We start from the raw sequence: 19,000 nt of genomic DNA, 5'->3' as shown, positions 1-19,000 counted from the left end.
TCCTGTCTAGTTTTCGTATCTCACCATTCCGTTTAATCTTATAATGGTGTTGAATTTTTATACTTCCTTACAGGCAAACATGTTTGCCTGTTTTCAATTACTTGAACTGGCTCAGCCCATGAACTCTAAAGATACTTCGCCATTCTTCTCCCGCTCTCCGGCACCTTCCAATGATAATCCGCTATCTCTTGAAGGGCGCTTTGGCCGGCTCAGCTTTATTGGCTGGTACGCTTTCCTGCATATCATTTTTTTCTTTGCTTCGATTGCCCTCAGTCTGGTCAGCGGTATTTTCAGCCTGACCACCTTGTCTCTGGATAATCGGCAGTTTGTTGATGCATTGACTGGTCTGGCTGGCTTGGGCTATCTGCTGTTGGTTGTGTTCTATCTGTATTTCTATATTGTGGTAGTGGCACGCCGCCTGCATGACCTGAATAAATCTGGCTGGCTGATGCTGCTGATGCTAGTGCCGGTGGTTAATATTTTATTTATTTTCTATCTGCTGCTGGCAAGAGGCACAGCAGGACATAACCGCTTTGGTGCACCGCGACCAACTGCAGTCTGGGAAAAAATTCTCGCCTGGCTAATGATACTATTGACCGTGTTAAGTCTATTTGCTGCTAGCAGCATGGTATCCTTTATGATGGGAAGTGGTGAGCTGGAAAGCCCACAGGAAGTGATCCAGCAAGGGACAGAATATTTTTAAGCTTATGTTAAATTTTGCTACCACCCGCAAGGACTATGCAACTTTCTATTAAGTTCAATGTAAAAATCAGGCAAAATAATGCGATTTTTTTATAATCGGGATACTCGTGGCTGAAAAAGACAATGCTCTAAGCCAAGTGACTGAAGGGACCACTGAGCTGTTGCATCAAGCAACTGAAAAAACTGCTCAGACCGTCATTGAGCACACGGCTAAATATAATGATGCGTATTCAACCGTCGATAAATTTATTGAGGCGTTTTGGGAGCGCCTGCCTTATATCTGTATCGCACTGGTAGTTTTCAGTATCTTTTATCTGCTTTCGAAGCTGTTCAAGTTTTTTGTGCGTAAAGCGATTGGTGAACGGAGTTACAGTAAACAGAACCTGGTATTGGTACTTAACCGTGTCGGTACATCTGCAATTATTTTTATTGGCTTCCTGATTGCCATGGTCATTGCTATTCCAGGCTTTACACCCGGGCAGCTGATGAGTGCCTTGGGGATTGGTTCGGTGGCGATCGGTTTCGCTTTCAAGGATATTTTCCAGAACCTGTTGTCCGGCGTGCTGATTCTGCTCGGTGAACCGTTTAAAATTGGCGATGACATTATTGTCTCAGGCATGGAAGGGACGGTAGAAGATATTCAGATCCGTGCAACTTTCCTGCGCTCACCCGATGGCCGCCGTATTGTGATTCCAAATGCAACGGTTTATACCAGTGCCGTGACGGTAAATACGGCTTATCCACGCCGCCGCTGTCAGTTTGTGGTTGGTATTGGCTACGAAGATGATGTACAGAAAGCCAAGAGTATCATTATGGCAATTCTGGACAAGGATCAGTTGATCCTCAGCCAGCCTGCTTTTAATGTTAATGTGACTCAACTGGCTGACTTCTCGATTAATCTGACGGTAACCTGGTGGGTCGACACCCAGGAAAATTCTACAGGTAATTCAATCAGTACCGTTCAGGAACATGTGATTGAAGCCTTCGCGGAACATGGCATTTCAATTCCTTACCCTGTACAGGAAGTAAAAGTGTACCGTGGTGAAAATACTGAAGATGCTTCAGGCCGTGCTAAACAGTCGACCTAAGACATAAGGGATTACTGTTTCAGTACGGATAATACGGTTGCCAAGGCTCACAGCCTGGCAGCCATTTTTTATAAGCAGATCTATTTCATAAGGAATAAAACCACCTTCTGGTCCAATTACCACCGTACACGGATGCTCAATTGCAAAAGGCATTTTGCTTTCAGCATAAGGATGCGCCACATAAGCCGGGCAATCTGTACTAATCAAGGTCGGTAGTACATCTTCTACAAAGGGTTTAAAACGTTTATAGAATTCGATTTTCGGCGCAATCGTATCCCCGGCCTGTTCCAGTCCCAGCTCTATATAATGATCTAACTGTTGTAAAAATGGAGTTTGCCAATAGCTTTTATCCACTCGATAGCTATGCAGCAAAATGATCTTCTCTACCCCAAGTGTCGCCGCATCCATAATTAAACGACGCAACACTTTCGGACGTGGTAAAGCCACAATCAGCGTCACTGGCAACTTCGCAGGCACAGCTTCTTCTTTTAAGGGTTTGAGACGAACTGTTTTTTCTGTAATTTCGATAATTTCCGTAAGATACCGTTTGCCTTCACGGATACCCACTTTAAGCGTATCACCGACTTGAATATCCAGATGCTGTTGCAAATGTTCCAATTGACGTTTGGCACTGATCGCCCAAATCTCAGATTGGGTTTGACGAGGATCAAGCAGGACGATGTTCATAACTAAAAACCAATCAAAAGATTTAATTCAGTAACGCATTGTCTGCACGACAATCATCAGCACAACAATGAGTCATATAGGAATCACAACTCAATATAGGAATAACAACTCGCCATTGGCATTCGTGACAGGTGACATGGATATCACCCGTTTGATTGGGGTACATGGATGTATCCTCAATCAAACAAAAGATTTTTGCTACTTTTCATCTCTGAAAAGTAGGTCATCTCTACAATTAAACTTTTAGTAGTAAACCGATATATGCGAGTGTGGTGCAGTTTTACAAATACTGATCTATTACTGCAATATGCTTGGCAAGCGAACCCTGATTCTGCTGCATAATCTTTTGTGCTGCGGTATTTAAACTTTCTGCCTTGAATGAATCATTGAGAATCTTCAGCAAAGTTGTAGCTGCCTGCTGAACATTCTCTACCACTTCTACAGCTTGAGCTTCAACAAACTCATCGACAATAGTCTGGAAGTTAAAATAATTCTTACCCAGAATCGTAGGCACATTTAGTGCGATCGGCTCCAGAATATTATGTCCACCACCAGGCTCATTTAAAGAACCACCGACATAGCAGACTTGGCTAAGTGCATACCATAGCCACATCTCACCCATTGAATCTGCCAGATAAATCTGAGTATCCGCTTCAATTTTCTGTTCCAAACTACGGCGTTGGGTAGTTAAGTTGAGAGCCTGTGCGGCCTGAAACACGTCATCAAAACGTTCCGGATGACGTGGCACCACAATACACAGTAAGTTTGGATCAGTATCTAGAGCCGGTTTTAATTCGGCCATCAGCTGCTGTTCTTCCGGTGCATGGGTACTGGCCAAGATAATGATCTTACGGCCTTGTAAAGTCCATTCCCGTTTTAACTCACTCGCACGCTCAATAAACTGCTGTGGTGCCGTGATATCAAACTTGATATTACCTAAAATCTGGGTTTTTTTAGTTTCGATGCCTAAATCAATATAACGTTGTTGGGTTGCAAGATCCTGAGCCAATAGCTGCTGCATTGCGTTCAGCATGCCACGGGTTAGCCCTTTGACCTTGGCATAACCTTGAGCTGATTTTTCTGAAAGACGGGCATTCAGTAACAGACAGGGCACCTTATAATTCTTTGCCTGATCAATGAGATTTGGCCAGAGCTCAGTTTCCATTAATAGCAATAATTTCGGCTGATATTTCTGATAAAAATCCTGAATCAGATGTTTTTGATCGGCAGGTAAATAAACTGCCTGGAATAAATTTAAATAGGGTTCTTTAAGAAAAAGAGATTTAGCGCGTGCCTGACCTGTTTTAGTGGTATTCGTCACCAGCACCGGATGGCCTGATTTTAAATAATATTCAATCAGTGGCTGTGCTGCATTGGTCTCTCCAACCGAAACCACATGAAACCAGATGGCATGTTTGTTTTTTGGGGTCTGAAACGGACCAAAACGCTCAAGCAATTCCTGTTGTAGTTGTTCAGGACTTTCCGCACGCTTGCGAATACGTGACTGATATAAAGGCTTGATCAGTGTCAGTGCCGCGTTGTACCAAAAAGGAGTAGCCAAATGTTGCCCCGAAATTGAGTGAATCGGCAAAATATAACAGAGCCACATCGACATGTTAACCGATGTGGCTTATTTTCAGATTATTCTATTGTGCTTAAAACTTTTACTTCTGCCAAAGTCGGGTAATCAATATAACCCTCAGCCGCCTGACTGCCGATCATATTTTCCAGTTTTAGCTCGTTCAGCGGTGCATCTTGCAATAGACGCTCGTATAGGTCCGGATTGGCAATATAGGCCTTACCAAAAGAGACCGCATCTGCTTTACCTGAGGCTAAAAGTTCAATAGCATCCTCACGGCTCAAGCGCATATTAGCAATATACGGCACACTACCTGAACGCTGTTTCATATATTCAGAAATGCTGTCTTCAGCCAGATATTCACGAGTAAAGAAAAACGCGATTTGACGTTTGCCCAGCTGCTCCATTGCATAACCAAATGTTTCACGTGGATCATCATCACCCATGTCATGCTCATCACCACGTGGTGCCAGATGCACACCAACACGATCCGCGCCCCAGACTTCGATCAAGGCATCCACCACTTCCAGCAGGAAACGAGTCCGGTTTTCAACAGAACCACCGTATTGGTCTTCACGCTTATTGGTCTTGGTTTGCAGGAACTGGTCAATCAGATAACCATTGGCGCCATGCAACTCTACCCCATCAAAACCGGCGTCTTTGGCACGAATTGCAGCCTGCTTATATTGCTCGGTAATGGCATGAATTTCTGAGATTTCCAGCGGACGTGGAAGAACATAAGGGCGCTTAGGACGTAACAGGCTGACATGACCGGCCTGTTGTACTGAACTTGCAGATACCGGTGTTTCACCATTTAACAGCTCTGGATCAGAAACACGCCCTACATGCCATAGTTGGGCAACGATTAAACCACCCTTCTCATGTACAGCATTGGTTACCAGTTTCCAGCCTTCGACCTGTGCATCTGTAAATAGCCCAGGTGTATTGCGGTAACCATTGGCTTCTTCAGAAATGACAGTCGCTTCAGAAATGATCAGGCCTGCACTTGCACGTTGGGCATAATACTCAGCCATCATCGCGGTTGGGACACGCTCATCAGTTGCACGACTACGAGTTAAAGGTGCCATGATGACACGGTTTTTTAATTCAAGCGCACCCAGTTTCAGGGGGGTATTTAATTCAGCCATACTGACTCCGACCTCCAGATATGTTTTAGAGGTGTTGTTGTAGATGTTCGATGTACTGCTGAATCAAAGCTTCGTTGCGGGAGAAATATGACCATTGCCCATGTTTGGTGGCGGTAATTAATCCCGCCTGCTGTAACACGGACAAATGATTGGACATGGTGGACTGCGAAACTTGCCCTAATTTTTCAATCTGGCCCGCACAAACACCACGCTGAAAGCCGCCACATTCTTCGGCAGACAGAAACTGCTCTGGTGTTTTTAACCATTCCAGAATTTGCCGGCGTGTGGGATTTGCCAGTGCTTTAAAGATCAGATCAAAGTCCATAGTCACATCACATAGTCGTGCGCAACAAAGCTGATTGCAGCATTTATCCCATTATATCGTATTTTTTCGATTTATATATCGAATATTTTAGATATAAGAGTCACAAACTGTATCTGCCTTGCTACGCAGAGAGTTAAAAGGTCTGCTTACAGGCCTTGTTTCAAGCTTGCTTCAATAAATTTATCCAGATCACCATCCAGAACTGCACCTGTATTTGAGTTTTCAACCCCAGTACGTAAGTCTTTGATGCGTGAGTCATCCAGAACATAAGAACGGATCTGGCTACCCCAACCAATGTCAGACTTCGAGTCTTCTAATGCTTGAGCCGCTTCATTACGTTTGCTCATTTCCAGTTCATAGAGTTTTGCACGTAACTGTTTCCAGGCATGGTCACGGTTGGCATGTTGTGAACGCTGGTTCTGACAGGCCACCACAATACCGGTTGGAATATGGGTCAGACGTACCGCAGAGTCAGTTTTGTTAATGTGCTGACCACCGGCACCCGAGGCACGGTAAGTATCGGTACGGACATCTGAAGGATTGATTTCAATCTCAATATTGTCATCTACTTCAGGCGATACAAATACTGCAGAGAATGAGGTATGACGGCGGTTACCCGAGTCGAATGGTGATTTACGTACTAGACGGTGTACACCTGATTCGGTACGTAACCAGCCATAGGCATACTCACCTTCTACCCGGATCGTAGCAGACTTGATCCCGGCTACATCACCGTCAGACTCTTCCATCACTTCTGCTTTAAAACCATGACGTTCAATCCAGCGCATGTACATACGCAGCAGCATCGATGCCCAGTCTTGTGCTTCTGTACCACCTGAACCTGCCTGAATTTCCACATAGCATGGATTCGGATCCATCGGATTACTGAACATACGACGGAATTCAAGCTTTGCCAGCTCTTCTTCTGCTGTTGTCAATTCTGCCTGAACATCTTCAAGCATGGCTTCTTCATCGGCTTCTACAGCCAGATCAAGCATGGCTTGTGCATCTTCAAGCTGATTCGCCAGACCATCCAGTACATTCAGTACATTCTCAAGCTCACCTTTTTCTTTGGCCATAGCCTGCGCACGGTTCTGATCATTCCAGATGGCTGGATCTTCTAATTCACGGAGAACCTCTTCCAAACGCTCTTTTTTCAGATCGTAGTCAAAGATACCCCCGTAGTGTTTGACCACGTTCGTTCAAGTCTTTTAGCTGGAGTAGATAAGGATTAATTTCCACGTGAATTTCTCTCAATCAATAAGGCATAAATTTTTAGCAGGCAATTATATCACAGTCCTTTCCCGCAGTTTGAACAGGACATCTGTATGATTTCTGCCTGCCATAAATATTTATTTCAATAATTCAACTCAATCAATTTAGCAGTGTTGATTCATCTTCATATAGAGAGAAAATGCATTCAAAATGAATTTTATTAACGAAAAATTTCTAATTTTTTAAAACTCAACCAGTCTATTTCATCATAAATTTTCTGATTATTTATTAATCAAAATCTCTAAAATTCACAATCTTTACATAGTTTTAATAAAACAAAACATTGTTTTTTTTATTTATATTTCAATGAATTAAAATCATAAAATTACACAAAATTACTGTATTGACATTAATGTAACTTTCCCTTGATTGACGATCTGCCGATTTGGGCTAGACTGAAACTGTAACAAAAAATGTATTAAATCCCAGCCAAAATTTCAGAGGGGAGTATCCGCATGAAAAAATTAGCAATCGCTTCAGCACTAATTTCAGCCGTAGCTTTTACGGGTACCGCAGCACATGCTTATCAAGCAGAAATTGGTGCATCAGCAGGCTTAACAGATCCGGACAACGGTAGTTCAAGCGGCTCTTTCGGTGTAGATGGCACTTACTACTTTAATCCTGTACAAACGCGTAATTCACCATTAGCCGAAGCTGCTTTCCTTGATCGTGCAAGTAATGTGAAAGCTGAATACCAATATGATGAAATTGGTGATGCTGAAGCACATCGTTACGGTGTCGGTGCAGAATACTTTGTACCGAATTCAGACTTCTATCTAGGTGGTAAGGTGAGTGGTCATGACTTGCAAGACAATGATGACTTCGATAATGACCTGACGACTTATGCTGCAGAAGTGGGTTACCTTCCAGCACCAGGCTTATTGATTGCTGCTGGTGTGAAAGGATGGGATAACGACCGTGATGACGGTGTAGATCCAACACTTCGTGCAAAATATGTGACTACCTTAAGCAACGGTAAAGACATTAACCTTGAAGCTGGTGCCGCTTTTGGTGATCTTGATGAGTACAACCTGAAAGCTGACTACTTTATCGATAAAACTTTAAGCGTTGGTGCTGACTATCAGAACAATGACGTTATCGACCGTAGTGAATTTGGTGTGAGTGCACGTAAATTCATCAACCAGCAAGTTAGCCTTGAAGGCCGTGTAGGCTTTGGTGAAGCAGGTAATAATGACTACAACAAATTTGGTGTAGCTGCAAAATACCGCTTCTAATCTAAGTTAGACATAGCTTTAATAAAAAAGCCCTTCTTCGGAGGGGCTTTTTTAATGCACCAAAATAAGACCAATGGTCTTGACCATAAGAATAAAAAACATACAATTTGTTACAAGTATAAAATTTCAAGTTTTATCAATAACAACCGAGACTTTTACATGTTAAAAAAAATTGTACTTGTAACTGCCCTGCTGGGTACATTTGGTTTGAGCCATGCTTATCAGACTGAAGTAGGTGGCACTATTGAGATCCTAGACCGCGACCAAGGTGGTTCAGATGTAGGTTTTTCGATTGATGGCACTCATTACTTCAGCCCAGTTCAAATCAAAAATTACCCTTTAAACGAAGCTGCATTCTTAAATCGCGCGAGCAATATAAATGGTGCTTTAAGTTATGTAGATGACTCAGAGACTTTTGGGATTCAAGCAGGTATTGAATACTTTGTTCCAAATTCAGATTTTTACTTGCGCGGTAGTCTTTCTCATTTTGATAATGATTTTGGGGATTTAACCAGTTATAGCGCTGAAGCAGGCTACTTACCAGTTCCTGGTTTATTAGTTGCTTTAGGACTTATCGGCATTTCTGAGGATAATGCAGATGATGAAATTGATCCAACGTTACGTGCGAAATATGTAACTCAAGTTGGAACTTATGATATGAATTTTGAAGCTGGTGCCAGTTTCGGTGACATCGATGCGTATAATTTGGGAGCTGATTTATATCTAGATAAAACCTTTAGTGTAGGTATTGGATATACTGATTCTGACTTAGAAGGTACTGACGTATTTAGTATACGTGCTAAAAAATTCTTTTCTCAGCAATTTAGTTTAGAAGGTGGTATTGCTTTTGGTGACAATGCTGACATCTTCGGTGTACGTGGCGCCTATCGCTTCTAATTAAATATTACAGAGTATAAAAAAACCGCTCTTTTGGGCGGTTTTTTTTATTTACTGTTCCAGATGTGCAATCCGCATCTGCAAACTGACATTGCCATTGAAGACATTTTTGTCCAGTTCATAGACCAGACGTACATTGTCCTGTATTGGGTCAAACTGATATTTGCTGGCTGCATTAAAGGCAATCGCATCCACCACTTGTCCATTTTCCAGCGCCACTCGCAGCTTCAGATGTACCTCTTTAAGCCAGCGATAATCCAATACTTTAAATATGCCTTCAAATATAGGTTGTGGAAATTTCTGTCCCCATGGGCTCAGATTATGCAGAAGATCTACTGTATCAATCTGAAATGCAGAGGCTGGCAGCTCACCATCAGTCCATAACGTTGCAGTAAACAGACTTTCATCCATACTGCCTATTAACTGTTCAAAGGTCTGCTTAAATTCAGCAAAATGTGCTTTTTTAATGGTCAGGCCTGCCGCAGCTGCATGCCCACCAAAGTGACTGACAATATGTGGATTTTGTTCAGCCACCCGCTCAATCGCATCACGGATATGAATCCCCTCAATTGAACGTGCAGAACCCTTGATATGAATGCCATCTGCATCTGCAGCAAAAACAATACTTGGACGATGAAACTGTTCTTTTAAACGTCCAGCGACAATTCCAATCACGCCTTGATGCCAATGCTGTTCAAACATGATCAGGGCAGCTGGCAGCTCCATTTCATCCAGCTGGATTTTTTCCAGTTCAGCCAGCGCCTCCTGCTTGATCTTGCCTTCGACCTGACGGCGCTCGACATTGAGCTGATTCAGCTGTTCTGCGAGTGGATAAGCAGTTGCCAGATCTTTAGCGAGTAGACATTCAATCCCGATATCCATGGTTTCCATACGTCCAGCCGCATTAATGCGCGGACCGAGTACAAAACCGAGATCTTGGGCTTTTAACGTTGCTGCATCCCGCCCTGCGATTTCCAGCAGTGCACTAATCCCTGGACGGCATAAGTGCTGCTGAATCCGCTTCAGCCCAGCATCAACCAAAATACGGTTGTTATAGTCCAGGCTAGCTACATCTGCATAGGTTCCCAGTGCCACCAGATCCAGATAATTGGTGATTACTGTAGAAGACTTACCAAGCTTCTTACGATGGGTAGACAGATTGGCTAATACATAGAAAGCCACGCCTACCCCAGCCAGTGCCTTGCTTGGAAATTCACAACCGAGCTGATTTGGATTGACCACCGCTTCAGCAGCAGGTGTCGGTTTGGTGGTAAGATGGTGATCAGTGATAATCACCTGCATACCATGATCTTGTGCCTGTTTTACCCCGTCATGACTGGAAATACCATTATCCACAGTAATGAGTAGATCAGGGGTAAAACTGGCAAATGCCAGATCAGCAATTGCCGGCGTTAAGCCATAGCCATATTTAAAACGGTCTGGGACCAGATAATTAACATCCGCTCCCATATCACGCAGTGCCAGCAGCATTAATGCCGTACTGGTGGCACCATCGGCATCATAATCACCGACAATCACGATTTTCTGACCTGCATCAATCGCTGCATCGATCAGCTGAATGGCTTCCGGCAAGCCTTTCATGCTCGGTGCCAACAGATACTTGAGTTTCAGCTCAAGCTCCTGCTGCGATTCCACTCCACGGCGTGCCAGAATCTCTGCAATAAAAGACGGTACGTCCTGAAAAGATTCAGGACGGGTCAGTAAAGGGCGCTGCTTGATTTCAAGTTTTGGCATTTATGGCATCAGTCGCTGCAATGTCCAGGCATCGTCATTCTTGGTATAACTCAGACGATCATGCAAACGATTTGGACGTCCTTGCCAGAATTCATAATAATCAGGTACTAAACGGTAACCACCCCAGAATTCTGGCTTATCAAGCTGTTCCTGGTTCGCCATCGTATCATGGTAGTCCCAGAAACGCTGCTGCAGCTCATCACGACTGGCAATCACGCCACTCTGGGGCGTACTGACATGCGCAGCAATCTGACTGTCACGTGGACGCTTATGATAATAATCTGTGGATTCTTCTTTGGAGATTTTAACTACACGCCCAGAAACACGGATTTGTCGTTCCTGCTCCTGCCAGTAAAATAGCAGCTCAGCATAAGGATTTACCTCAAGGTCCATCCCTTTCTGGCTATCATAATTGGTATAGAAAGCATAACCATCTGGAGTCGCCCCACGCAGTAAGACTGTGCGTACATGCGGACGACCTTGCGCATTTGCCGTAGCCAGTGACATGGCATAAGGCTCATGCAGTTGCGCTGCCAGGGCATGGTTAAACCAGAACAAAAACTGTTCATGTGGATCCAGTTTAACCTGATCCTCAAGCAGCTCGCCTTTCTGATAATTCAGACGTAGTTCACTCAGATCTTTAATTAAATCAGTCATTCCATCTCTCTATAATCAGTCAGCAAGTTTAGGCAGCATTGGCACGTACAGCATCTGCCAATGAATGGGCCAGTGTAGTGACTTCATCCAGGTCTTCGCCTTCCACCATAACACGAATAACCGGCTCAGTACCTGACTTACGAATCAGCAAGCGGCCATGGCCTTTCAGCTGTTGTTCTGCTTTTTCAAATTCAGCAGCAAGCGCAGGGACGGCGTACGGATCAAACATGGCGTCCAGACGCACATTGACCAATACGTTCGGTAACAAGCGGAAATCCGCTACCAGTTCATGCAGAGCTTTCTTCTGCTCAACCATCACTGTCAATACTTGTAGCGCAGCAATAATGGCATCACCCGTGGTGCTCTTGTCTAGTGTCAGGATATGACCGGATGGCTCACCGCCAGTGACCCAGCCCTTTTGCTCCAGACCTTGTAATACATAACGGTCACCCACCTTGGCACGCAAGAATGGGACTTGGGCTTTTTCTAGAGCCAATTCCAGCGCCATATTACTCATGAGTGTGCCCACAATTCCTGCTGGCTTATTTTTGGCCTGAGTCGCAAGGATATACAGAATATGGTCACCAGTAATCTGCTCACCGTTTTTGTCGACCATAATGACACGGTCAGCATCTCCATCAAAGGCAATCCCAAGATCAGCCTGATATTCAATGACTGCTTTTTGCAGATTCTCAGGATGAGTTGAGCCACAGTCTTTATTGATATTGAGACCATCAGGATCATCAAACATTGCAATAACTTTTGCGCCCAATTCACGGAACACTGCAGGACCCACGTTATAGGCTGCCCCATTGGCACAATCCACTACAATCGTTAAATCATTCAGATCTAAATGATAAGGGAATGTCGATTTACAGAATTCGATATAACGGCCATTGGCATCTTTGACACGGAAACTTTTACCCAGATTCGCCGTATCTTCAATCACCAGTTCTTTTTCGAGTTCCTGATTAATTTCATCCTGCAAAGTATCTGGCAGTTTTTTGCCCTCACCTGAGAAGAATTTAATCCCGTTATCAAAATACGGATTATGAGAAGCTGAAATAACAATACCCAGACTGGCATGCAGTGCACGGGTCAAATGGGCAATTGCAGGAGTCGGTAATGGACCCAGTAAATGTACATAAACACCTGCTGCGTTCAGGCCCGCCTGCAAGGCAGATTCCAAAATATAGCCTGATAAACGCGTATCTTTCCCCATCACCACCAGCGGTTTATTTTTCTTGCTATATCGCTTGAGTACCTTTCCTGCAGCAAAGCCTAATTTAAGCGCAAACTCAGGCGTAATTGGCAATTCGCCAAACTTGCCACGGATACCATCGGTGCCAAAATAACTCATCGTTGTCTCACTTCTTATTGGGTGATTTCCATCATCCATTTTTACAATGTGTGACACTTTACACCAAAACAAAAAAGCCGTCATTTGTATGACGGCTTTTTTCGAATGAGGGCAGAAAGGAAATTAGCCAACGCGATAATTCGGCGCTTCCTTGGTAATCGTCACGTCATGTACGTGAGATTCAGACATACCTGCAGAAGTGATTTTCACAAACTTCGCATTTTGGCGAAGATCTTCAATCACTGCAGAACCGGTATAACCCATAGATGAACGCAGACCACCCATCATCTGATGCACGATGTTACCCATTGGGCCTTTATAAGGTACACGCCCTTCAATGCCTTCTGGAACCAGTTTCTCGGCACCCGCTTTAGAATCCTGGAAATAACGATCTGCAGAACCTGTTGCTCCAGCCATCGCACCCAATGAGCCCATACCACGGTAAGCTTTATAGTAGCGGCCCTGGAAGAACTCAACTTCACCTGGTGCTTCTTCGGTACCAGCCAACAGTGAACCCACCATGATGGTGCTTGCACCAGCGCCAATCGCTTTTGCCATATCGCCAGAGAAACGGATACCACCATCAGCAATCAATGGAATCTGTTCTTTCAATGCATTCGCAACTGAATCGATTGCAGAGATTTGCGGCATACCAATACCGGCAACAATACGCGTCGTACAGATTGAACCAGGACCGATACCCACTTTAACAGCATCTGCGCCTGCATCAAGTAACGCAAGTGCAGCATCACCTGTTGCAATATTACCGCCAATCACCTGAACTTGTGGGAAGTTCTGTTTTACCCAACGTACACGTTCAATCACACCAGCAGAGTGACCATGTGCAGTATCGACGACAATCACGTCTACACCAGCTTCAACCAATGCTTCAACACGGCTTGGTGTTTCTGCACCCGTACCAACTGCAGCACCCACGCGTAGGCGACCTAAGTCATCTTTACAGCTGTTTGGATAGCTTTCAGCTTTGCGGAAATCTGTAACCGTGATCAAACCTTTCAGTTCTTGCTGTTCATTTACCACCAGAACTTTTTCGATACGGTGTTTTTGCAGTAAGGCCTGGATGTTTTCTTTCGACTCACCTTCACGAACTGTGACCAGACGATCCTGACCTGTCATGATGTTACTGACTGGCTGTTCAAGATTGGTTTCAAAGCGTGTATCACGACCTGTCACGATACCAACCACTTTGCCATCTTTAACAACAGGTACACCGCTAATATTGTTTGCCTGAGTTAAGGCAATCAACTCACGAACGGTAGTTTCTGGGGTAACAATGATTGGATCTTTCACCATACCCGCTTCGAATTTCTTCACACGACGTACTTCAGCAGCCTGTGCAGCAATATCCATGTTCTTGTGCAGAATACCGATACCACCATTTTGCGCCATTGCAATCGCCATACGGGATTCAGTCACCGTATCCATAGCTGCAGACACAAGAGGAATATTCAGGTTAATGCCGCGAGTCAGGCGTGTCTTTAGAGAGACATCTTTTGGGAGAACAGTAGAGTAGGCAGGGAGTAATAGGACATCATCGAAGGTTAACGCGTCTTGAACGATGGTCAACATAACAGTCTCACTGGTAATTTCCGTGCGCCATTATAAACAAATTTAGCTCTAAATTTCATTGCAATTGCAAAATTTATTTTGTCGAAATCTGGACTTAGATCTAATTTAACTGGCTAAATTTATAAATTCGACTATTCAATCAACAGTTTAAATATTCCAACCCAACAAGAAGAATAATTAAGCTTACAAAATCATTTATGCACTTGTTCTTTTCCACAGATAGTGAAATAAAAAACCAATCATTCAGCGATAATACTTTGCCTGTAAATTTGAAGCTCAAGCATGCCAATATTTATATTCAATAAAAAACAGAGCCGAAGCTCTGTTTTTTAAAATCTTGAATTCAAAATTTAACTGACGCGTTCAAAGTTATCGTCATTCTCGGCTTTATCCCGATCGATCTGGATGAATGGAATCATATTATGGGCAATGCGGGCTTTATTACACTGCACATCAGCAACCTGTACTTCCTTACATGAAGTACTGCGTAGCTCATACATACCACAACTGACCTGTTCACCAATCGTACCTTCTAGTGCAACACAGCGTGGGTTTTTCTGATTGGTCCCTGCCATGCACGAATACACCGATGTAACAGGTTCCGTATAGTGCTCTGGCATCGGAATGCCCTCTGCCCAGTAAAACGACACCCTGAAATGGGCGCAACATGCGCCACAACTTAAACATGCATCCTGTGTTGGAACTTGAGACAACATTTTTTATAAATTCTCGTCATCAAAAAGATTTTTTGGAATCCGAAAATATAAAAAATGTTGTTTTTTCACTCAAGTATTTTTTTAATTTTTCCTGTTATTCCGGACAGGTAAATACCGTTTCATCCATTAAGTCAGTGCCACATTCCAGGGTTTCAATCCAGTCCAGGAACTGATTGATCTGCTCTTTGCCCACAAACGGTGTACCGTGCTGTGGCACGATCATTTCTACATCCATGGTACGTACCATTTGCACCCAGAGACGGATCACCTTGTTATTACACATATAACGCTGGTGAAAGCCCTTCATTTTCGGGATATGCGCCGCAAAGTTTTCCAGTGGACGCGAAGCGTCTTCGACCATAGACGCGCCCATATCGCCTGAAAACAGGATTTTTGCAATCGGGTCATAGAATTGGAAATTACCGACTGAATGCAGAAAATGAGCAGGAATTGCCACAATATTGGAATTGCCCAGTTTGATAATCTGGCCATGATCTGGCAGCTCCACCAGACGATCTAACCAGTTACCTTTCATGCGGTCACTCATAAAGGCCGAGTTCAGGTGCGGCAAGAAACGTGCCCAGAGCTTGGACGCGACCACTTTGGCATCGGTATAGACTAACCAGCGCGGCATCGAAGTGATAATGTCTGGATCCTGATGCGAGGCCATGACATAGTCCAGATTGGCCAGACGGGTATACTTGTTCAGTTCCATGGTGAGCGGCACATAAGTCAGGTCACCCCCCGGATCCAGTACTGCCGCACGGTTATTATCAATAATTAAAAACTGGTTGGCCTGAACGCCTTCACCTTTTACCAGGCTGGTAAAACTAATGCACTTGTGGATGCCATCATCGAATAAAACCTGTGATGTGGTACGTTCAAAAGCCATAACTTTCCCCAATTTTATACATTTAAAAATGATTTTTGTGTTGTTGTTAACATATAAGTATTCAGAGAAACTTACAATAAATAAAAATGTCTATATAGCCTTATTTATCAGCATTTTGAGAGCTACTTCACAATAAAAAATCCCAAGTTTTTAGCTCAGGATTTAATATATTATTCTTATGAATTAGAAATAATAATGTTTGAGCAAGGTACCAATACCAATCAACAAGAAGATCAACGCACCAATTTTGTGAATCAAGGCGATTGGCAGGCGGTTTGCCAGCTTATCCCCAATAAAAACTGCCGGTGCGTTGGCAATCATCATACCTATTGTGGTTCCCAGCATTACCCAAAGCACACTGTCAAAACGTGCTGCCAGGGCTACAGTTGCAACTTGGGTTTTGTCACCAATTTCTGCCAGGAAGAATAGGATAAAGGTCGCACCAAACACCCCCAATTTTTGCCATTTATTGATGCTAGAAGATTCATCACCAAGTTCATCCGGAATCAGCATCCAGATCGCCATGGCAATAAAACCAATTGAAACAACCCATAACAACACATCTGGACTGATGACCGTGGTAATCCACTGACCCAATACCGCAGACAAACCGTGGTTAATCAAGGTCGCTAGCAAGATCGCAATAAGAATAGGAACAGGCTTTCTGAATCGCGCGGCAAGCAGCAAGGCAAGCAATTGGGTCTTATCGCCCATTTCGGCAAGTGCTACGACGGCAGTTGAAAGAAGGAATTCGTACATGTGTCTTTCTCTGGCTGGCATGTGCTACCGATGACTTACCCTTCCCGCCAGCCAAAATCTGCAGAATGGTAAATCAAAGGTCTTGCCAACAAAAGAAAGCTTCAAGAAGCTCATTTGGTTCTTTGCTATGATGACCATGTCCGGTTCAGGACAAATATGTTGACCATCACCCTTTCGCTTTGCGCAAAAGGCGGCTACTCCCCAATGAAGTAGGCTCATTATAATCAAGAGTATCCATATTTACAAATCGTAATATAAAAAAACCCTGCCGGAGCAGGGTCTTTCTATTAAAGCATTAATGCATTAGATCAATAGGCTACGAATATCTTTTAACAATTTGCTTAACTTATTGGTGAAGCGTGCCGCATCTGCACCATTAATCACACGATGATCGTATGACAATGACAATGGAAGCATTAAGCGTGGATCAAAGCCCTCACCATTCCAAACCGGTTGCATGGTCGCAGGTGAAATACCCAGGATTGCAACTTGTGGCCAGTTCACAAGTGGGGTAAACGCTGTACCACCAATTGCTCCAAGACTTGAAATCGTGAAGTTTGCACCTTGCAGATCTTTCGGTGAAAGTTTCTTATCACGTGCTTTTTGACCCAGTTCACCCAATTCTTTCGAAATTTGCTTAATGGATTTTTGATCTGGATTACGCAGTACAGGAACCGTCAAACCATCTGGTGTTGCGACTGCAATCCCCATATGGATTTCGTTACGCAACAGGACTGACTTACCGTCATCTGCCAAATGACCTGCAAATTCACGCTCTTCTTTCAGCAGGTGTGCTACTGCCTTGATAATGAATGACATAATGGTCAGGCTTAGACCTTCTTTCTTAAAGTTGCCTTTCAGCTCATTACGCCATGCTTCAAGTTCAGTAATATCGGCCAAGTCGAACTGTGTCACTTGCGGGATGTAATTATTGAGAGACAACTGCGGAATAGAAACCTGCTGCAAACGCGTCAAGGCTTTCTCTTCCACGCCACCAAATGCATCAAAGCTTGGTAGTTTTGGCAAGCCTGCGGGTGCAGCCGCGGCTGGCGCAACTGCAGCAGGTGCCGGTGCAGTCAGACGTGTTTTCACATATGCAAACAGATCTTCTTTCATCAGGCGCGCATGCGGACCAGATGCTTTGACTTCAGCAAGTACCACACCCAGCTCACGTGCAAGCTTACGAACTGCGGGACCGGCATAGACTTTGGCATTGGCAGCGTTCTGCTCTTTGGTGAGCTTGTCTGCATTTTGCGTTTCAGGTGCAGCAGCAGTCTCAGCTTTTGGCGCTGCAGCTGGTACAGGTACAGCTTTAGCTACTGACACTTCTGCTTTTGGAGCCGGAGCTGTCGCAGGTGCTGACTGCCCTGCAGCTTCAATCGTAATCAGTGCAATGCCTTCAGAAACGTTCTGGCCGAGCTCGACATGAATTGACTTGATCACACCTGCAGTCGTGCTTGGCACTTCGACAGTCGCCTTATCCGATTCCACCACGATGATGCTTTGGTCTTTCTCAACCTTGTCACCGACCTGTACCAGAATTTCTGCTACAGCAGCTTTGTCGACACCCAAGTCAGGTACTTTCACTTCCACATCGCCAGCAGGCGCTGCGGGTGCTTGTGTAACTGTTTCAGCTTTGGCTTCAGGTGCTGCTGGTGCAGAAACCTGTTCAGCCGACTCAGGAGCTGCTTGCTGAACCGATGCTGAAGCTGCAGTTTTCACTGTTAGGATAACCACACCTTCTTTAACGGTGTCACCTTCCTTAATTTGTATAGCGTCTACTGTACCATCGACGGTGCTTGGAACTTCAACAGTTGCTTTATCAGACTCTACGACCACGATGCTTTGATCAACCGTGATTTCATCACCGACCCGTACCAGAATTTCACCCACCAGTGCTTTTTCTACACCGATATCTGGCACTTTCACTTCAACAGTCGCAGATGCAGCGCTATTAGCAGCAGGTGCCTGGCTTTGTTTAGCCGCGGTGCCCGGCTGATGTGAAGCCACTTCCTGAAGGATTTCATCATCAGGTAATGAAGTCGCGGTATTTTCCGAAGTTTTATCAGACACATCAGCTTGCTGGGTTTCTACAGCATTGGCATCGTCTTCAGCCTCTAATTCAATGAGTACTGCACCTTCAGATACTTCATCACCCTGGTTAACCAGAATGCTTTTTACCACGCCTGCTGAAGTGCTAGGCACTTCAACAGAGGCTTTGTCAGATTCCAGCAGCACAATACTTTCATCGATGGTAATGGTATCACCCACTTTCACCAGAATTTCAGCAACTGTTGCCTTATCTACACCAATATCAGGAGTCGTAATTTGCATG

At 44.3% G+C, this 19,000-nt stretch carries 17 protein-coding genes and 1 riboswitch; of the genes, 4 read left to right on the top strand and 13 right to left on the bottom strand.

Features of this window, described 5'->3' with window-relative positions; all coding sequences use genetic code 11:
- The first annotated feature begins 79 nt into the window (after nucleotides 1-79).
- Nucleotides 80-703 carry a DUF805 domain-containing protein gene (locus F899_RS02105; RefSeq protein ID WP_005220597.1) on the top strand — a complete coding sequence of 208 codons (624 nt, stop codon included), beginning with the start codon at nucleotides 80-82 and terminating at the stop codon, nucleotides 701-703.
- 106 nt (nucleotides 704-809) lie between these two features.
- Nucleotides 810-1,790, top strand: coding sequence for a mechanosensitive ion channel family protein (locus F899_RS02100; RefSeq protein WP_005220594.1), 981 nt, complete (start codon nucleotides 810-812; stop codon nucleotides 1,788-1,790).
- Here F899_RS02100 and F899_RS02095 read toward each other — a convergent pair.
- The 5 genes from F899_RS02095 to prfB all read right to left on the bottom strand — a co-directional run bounded on the left by F899_RS02095 (nucleotide 1,764) and on the right by prfB (nucleotide 6,771).
- The gene (locus F899_RS02095) at nucleotides 1,764-2,477 is read right to left on the bottom strand and encodes a 16S rRNA (uracil(1498)-N(3))-methyltransferase (protein ID WP_005220593.1); all 714 of its coding nucleotides are present in this window, start codon (nucleotides 2,475-2,477) and stop codon (nucleotides 1,764-1,766) included. The genes F899_RS02100 and F899_RS02095 overlap by 27 nt on opposite strands.
- A 280-nt stretch (nucleotides 2,478-2,757) precedes the next feature.
- Complete coding sequence (locus tag F899_RS02090) at nucleotides 2,758-4,038, bottom strand: 3-deoxy-D-manno-octulosonic acid transferase (protein ID WP_034434155.1); 1,281 nt, start codon at nucleotides 4,036-4,038, stop codon at nucleotides 2,758-2,760.
- A gap of 80 nt (nucleotides 4,039-4,118) precedes the next feature.
- Complete coding sequence (locus F899_RS02085) at nucleotides 4,119-5,204, bottom strand: alkene reductase (RefSeq protein WP_005220588.1); 1,086 nt, start codon at nucleotides 5,202-5,204, stop codon at nucleotides 4,119-4,121.
- A gap of 25 nt (nucleotides 5,205-5,229) precedes the next feature.
- Nucleotides 5,230-5,529, bottom strand: a complete 300-nt coding sequence (locus tag F899_RS02080; RefSeq protein ID WP_005180779.1) for an ArsR/SmtB family transcription factor — start codon at nucleotides 5,527-5,529, stop codon at nucleotides 5,230-5,232.
- A gap of 146 nt (nucleotides 5,530-5,675) precedes the next feature.
- Nucleotides 5,676-6,771 (bottom strand): peptide chain release factor 2 gene (gene prfB, locus F899_RS02075; protein ID WP_099046667.1). Its coding sequence is split into 2 segments (ribosomal slippage): nucleotides 5,676-6,698 and nucleotides 6,700-6,771, totalling 1,095 coding nucleotides; the frame shifts between segments, so codons are not numbered across the junction.
- Nucleotides 6,772-7,259: 488 nt separating this feature from the next.
- Here prfB and F899_RS02070 point away from each other — a divergent pair.
- Nucleotides 7,260-8,039, top strand: a complete 780-nt coding sequence (locus F899_RS02070; protein ID WP_005220585.1) for a putative porin — start codon at nucleotides 7,260-7,262, stop codon at nucleotides 8,037-8,039.
- A gap of 159 nt (nucleotides 8,040-8,198) precedes the next feature.
- Nucleotides 8,199-8,936: a putative porin gene (locus F899_RS02065; RefSeq protein WP_034433839.1), complete on the top strand. Its 738-nt coding sequence runs from the start codon at nucleotides 8,199-8,201 to the stop codon at nucleotides 8,934-8,936.
- A gap of 51 nt (nucleotides 8,937-8,987) precedes the next feature.
- Here F899_RS02065 and recJ read toward each other — a convergent pair whose 3' ends face one another.
- The 8 genes from recJ to F899_RS02020 all read right to left on the bottom strand — a co-directional run bounded on the left by recJ (nucleotide 8,988) and on the right by F899_RS02020 (nucleotide 18,999).
- A complete protein-coding gene (gene recJ, locus F899_RS02060) occupies nucleotides 8,988-10,691 on the bottom strand; it encodes a single-stranded-DNA-specific exonuclease RecJ (protein WP_005220581.1) in 1,704 nt (567 codons plus the stop codon).
- Nucleotides 10,692-11,348, bottom strand: a complete 657-nt coding sequence (gene pdxH / locus F899_RS02055; protein WP_005220579.1) for a pyridoxamine 5'-phosphate oxidase — start codon at nucleotides 11,346-11,348, stop codon at nucleotides 10,692-10,694.
- 28 nt (nucleotides 11,349-11,376) lie between these two features.
- Nucleotides 11,377-12,708 carry a phosphoglucosamine mutase gene (glmM, locus tag F899_RS02050; protein WP_005220577.1) on the bottom strand — a complete coding sequence of 444 codons (1,332 nt, stop codon included), beginning with the start codon at nucleotides 12,706-12,708 and terminating at the stop codon, nucleotides 11,377-11,379.
- 123 nt (nucleotides 12,709-12,831) lie between these two features.
- Entirely contained in the window at nucleotides 12,832-14,298 is a 1,467-nt protein-coding gene (guaB, locus tag F899_RS02045; protein ID WP_004813737.1) for an IMP dehydrogenase, read from the bottom strand.
- A gap of 350 nt (nucleotides 14,299-14,648) precedes the next feature.
- Complete coding sequence (locus F899_RS02040) at nucleotides 14,649-15,014, bottom strand: YkgJ family cysteine cluster protein (protein WP_082180213.1); 366 nt, start codon at nucleotides 15,012-15,014, stop codon at nucleotides 14,649-14,651.
- A gap of 94 nt (nucleotides 15,015-15,108) precedes the next feature.
- Entirely contained in the window at nucleotides 15,109-15,906 is a 798-nt protein-coding gene (locus F899_RS02035) for an oxygen-binding di-iron domain-containing protein (RefSeq protein WP_004813740.1), read from the bottom strand.
- Between the two features lie 183 nt (nucleotides 15,907-16,089).
- A complete protein-coding gene (locus F899_RS02030; RefSeq protein WP_005220573.1) occupies nucleotides 16,090-16,665 on the bottom strand; it encodes a TMEM165/GDT1 family protein in 576 nt (191 codons plus the stop codon).
- Between the two features lie 72 nt (nucleotides 16,666-16,737).
- A riboswitch (yybP-ykoY riboswitch) is annotated at nucleotides 16,738-16,880 on the bottom strand.
- Between the two features lie 88 nt (nucleotides 16,881-16,968).
- The gene (locus F899_RS02020) at nucleotides 16,969-18,999 is read right to left on the bottom strand and encodes a 2-oxo acid dehydrogenase subunit E2 (protein WP_005220571.1); all 2,031 of its coding nucleotides are present in this window, start codon (nucleotides 18,997-18,999) and stop codon (nucleotides 16,969-16,971) included.
- Nucleotide 19,000 lies beyond the last annotated feature (1 nt).

Origin of the sequence: Acinetobacter sp. CIP 101934 (assembly GCF_000369585.1) — a bacterium.
In the GTDB taxonomy this organism is placed as follows: domain Bacteria; phylum Pseudomonadota; class Gammaproteobacteria; order Pseudomonadales; family Moraxellaceae; genus Acinetobacter; species Acinetobacter schindleri.
The sequence above is the reverse complement of the archived record's forward strand: the minus strand, read 5'-3'. Positions and strand labels throughout refer to the sequence as shown.

Coding starts and splice junctions, on each gene's coding strand:
- F899_RS02105 (WP_005220597.1), top strand. CDS start 80: ATGTTTGCCTGTTTTCAATTACTTGAACTGGCTCAGCCCATGAACTCT.
- F899_RS02095 (WP_005220593.1), bottom strand. CDS start 2,477: ATGAACATCGTCCTGCTTGATCCTCGTCAAACCCAATCTGAGATTTGG.
- F899_RS02085 (WP_005220588.1), bottom strand. CDS start 5,204: ATGGCTGAATTAAATACCCCCCTGAAACTGGGTGCGCTTGAATTAAAA.
- F899_RS02080 (WP_005180779.1), bottom strand. CDS start 5,529: ATGGACTTTGATCTGATCTTTAAAGCACTGGCAAATCCCACACGCCGG.
- F899_RS02070 (WP_005220585.1), top strand. CDS start 7,260: ATGAAAAAATTAGCAATCGCTTCAGCACTAATTTCAGCCGTAGCTTTT.
- F899_RS02065 (WP_034433839.1), top strand. CDS start 8,199: ATGTTAAAAAAAATTGTACTTGTAACTGCCCTGCTGGGTACATTTGGT.
- recJ (WP_005220581.1), bottom strand. CDS start 10,691: ATGCCAAAACTTGAAATCAAGCAGCGCCCTTTACTGACCCGTCCTGAA.
- pdxH (WP_005220579.1), bottom strand. CDS start 11,348: ATGACTGATTTAATTAAAGATCTGAGTGAACTACGTCTGAATTATCAG.
- glmM (WP_005220577.1), bottom strand. CDS start 12,708: ATGAGTTATTTTGGCACCGATGGTATCCGTGGCAAGTTTGGCGAATTG.
- guaB (WP_004813737.1), bottom strand. CDS start 14,298: ATGTTGACCATCGTTCAAGACGCGTTAACCTTCGATGATGTCCTATTA.
- F899_RS02040 (WP_082180213.1), bottom strand. CDS start 15,014: ATGTTGTCTCAAGTTCCAACACAGGATGCATGTTTAAGTTGTGGCGCA.
- F899_RS02035 (WP_004813740.1), bottom strand. CDS start 15,906: ATGGCTTTTGAACGTACCACATCACAGGTTTTATTCGATGATGGCATC.
- F899_RS02030 (WP_005220573.1), bottom strand. CDS start 16,665: ATGTACGAATTCCTTCTTTCAACTGCCGTCGTAGCACTTGCCGAAATG.
- F899_RS02020 (WP_005220571.1), bottom strand. CDS start 18,999: ATGCAAATTACGACTCCTGATATTGGTGTAGATAAGGCAACAGTTGCT.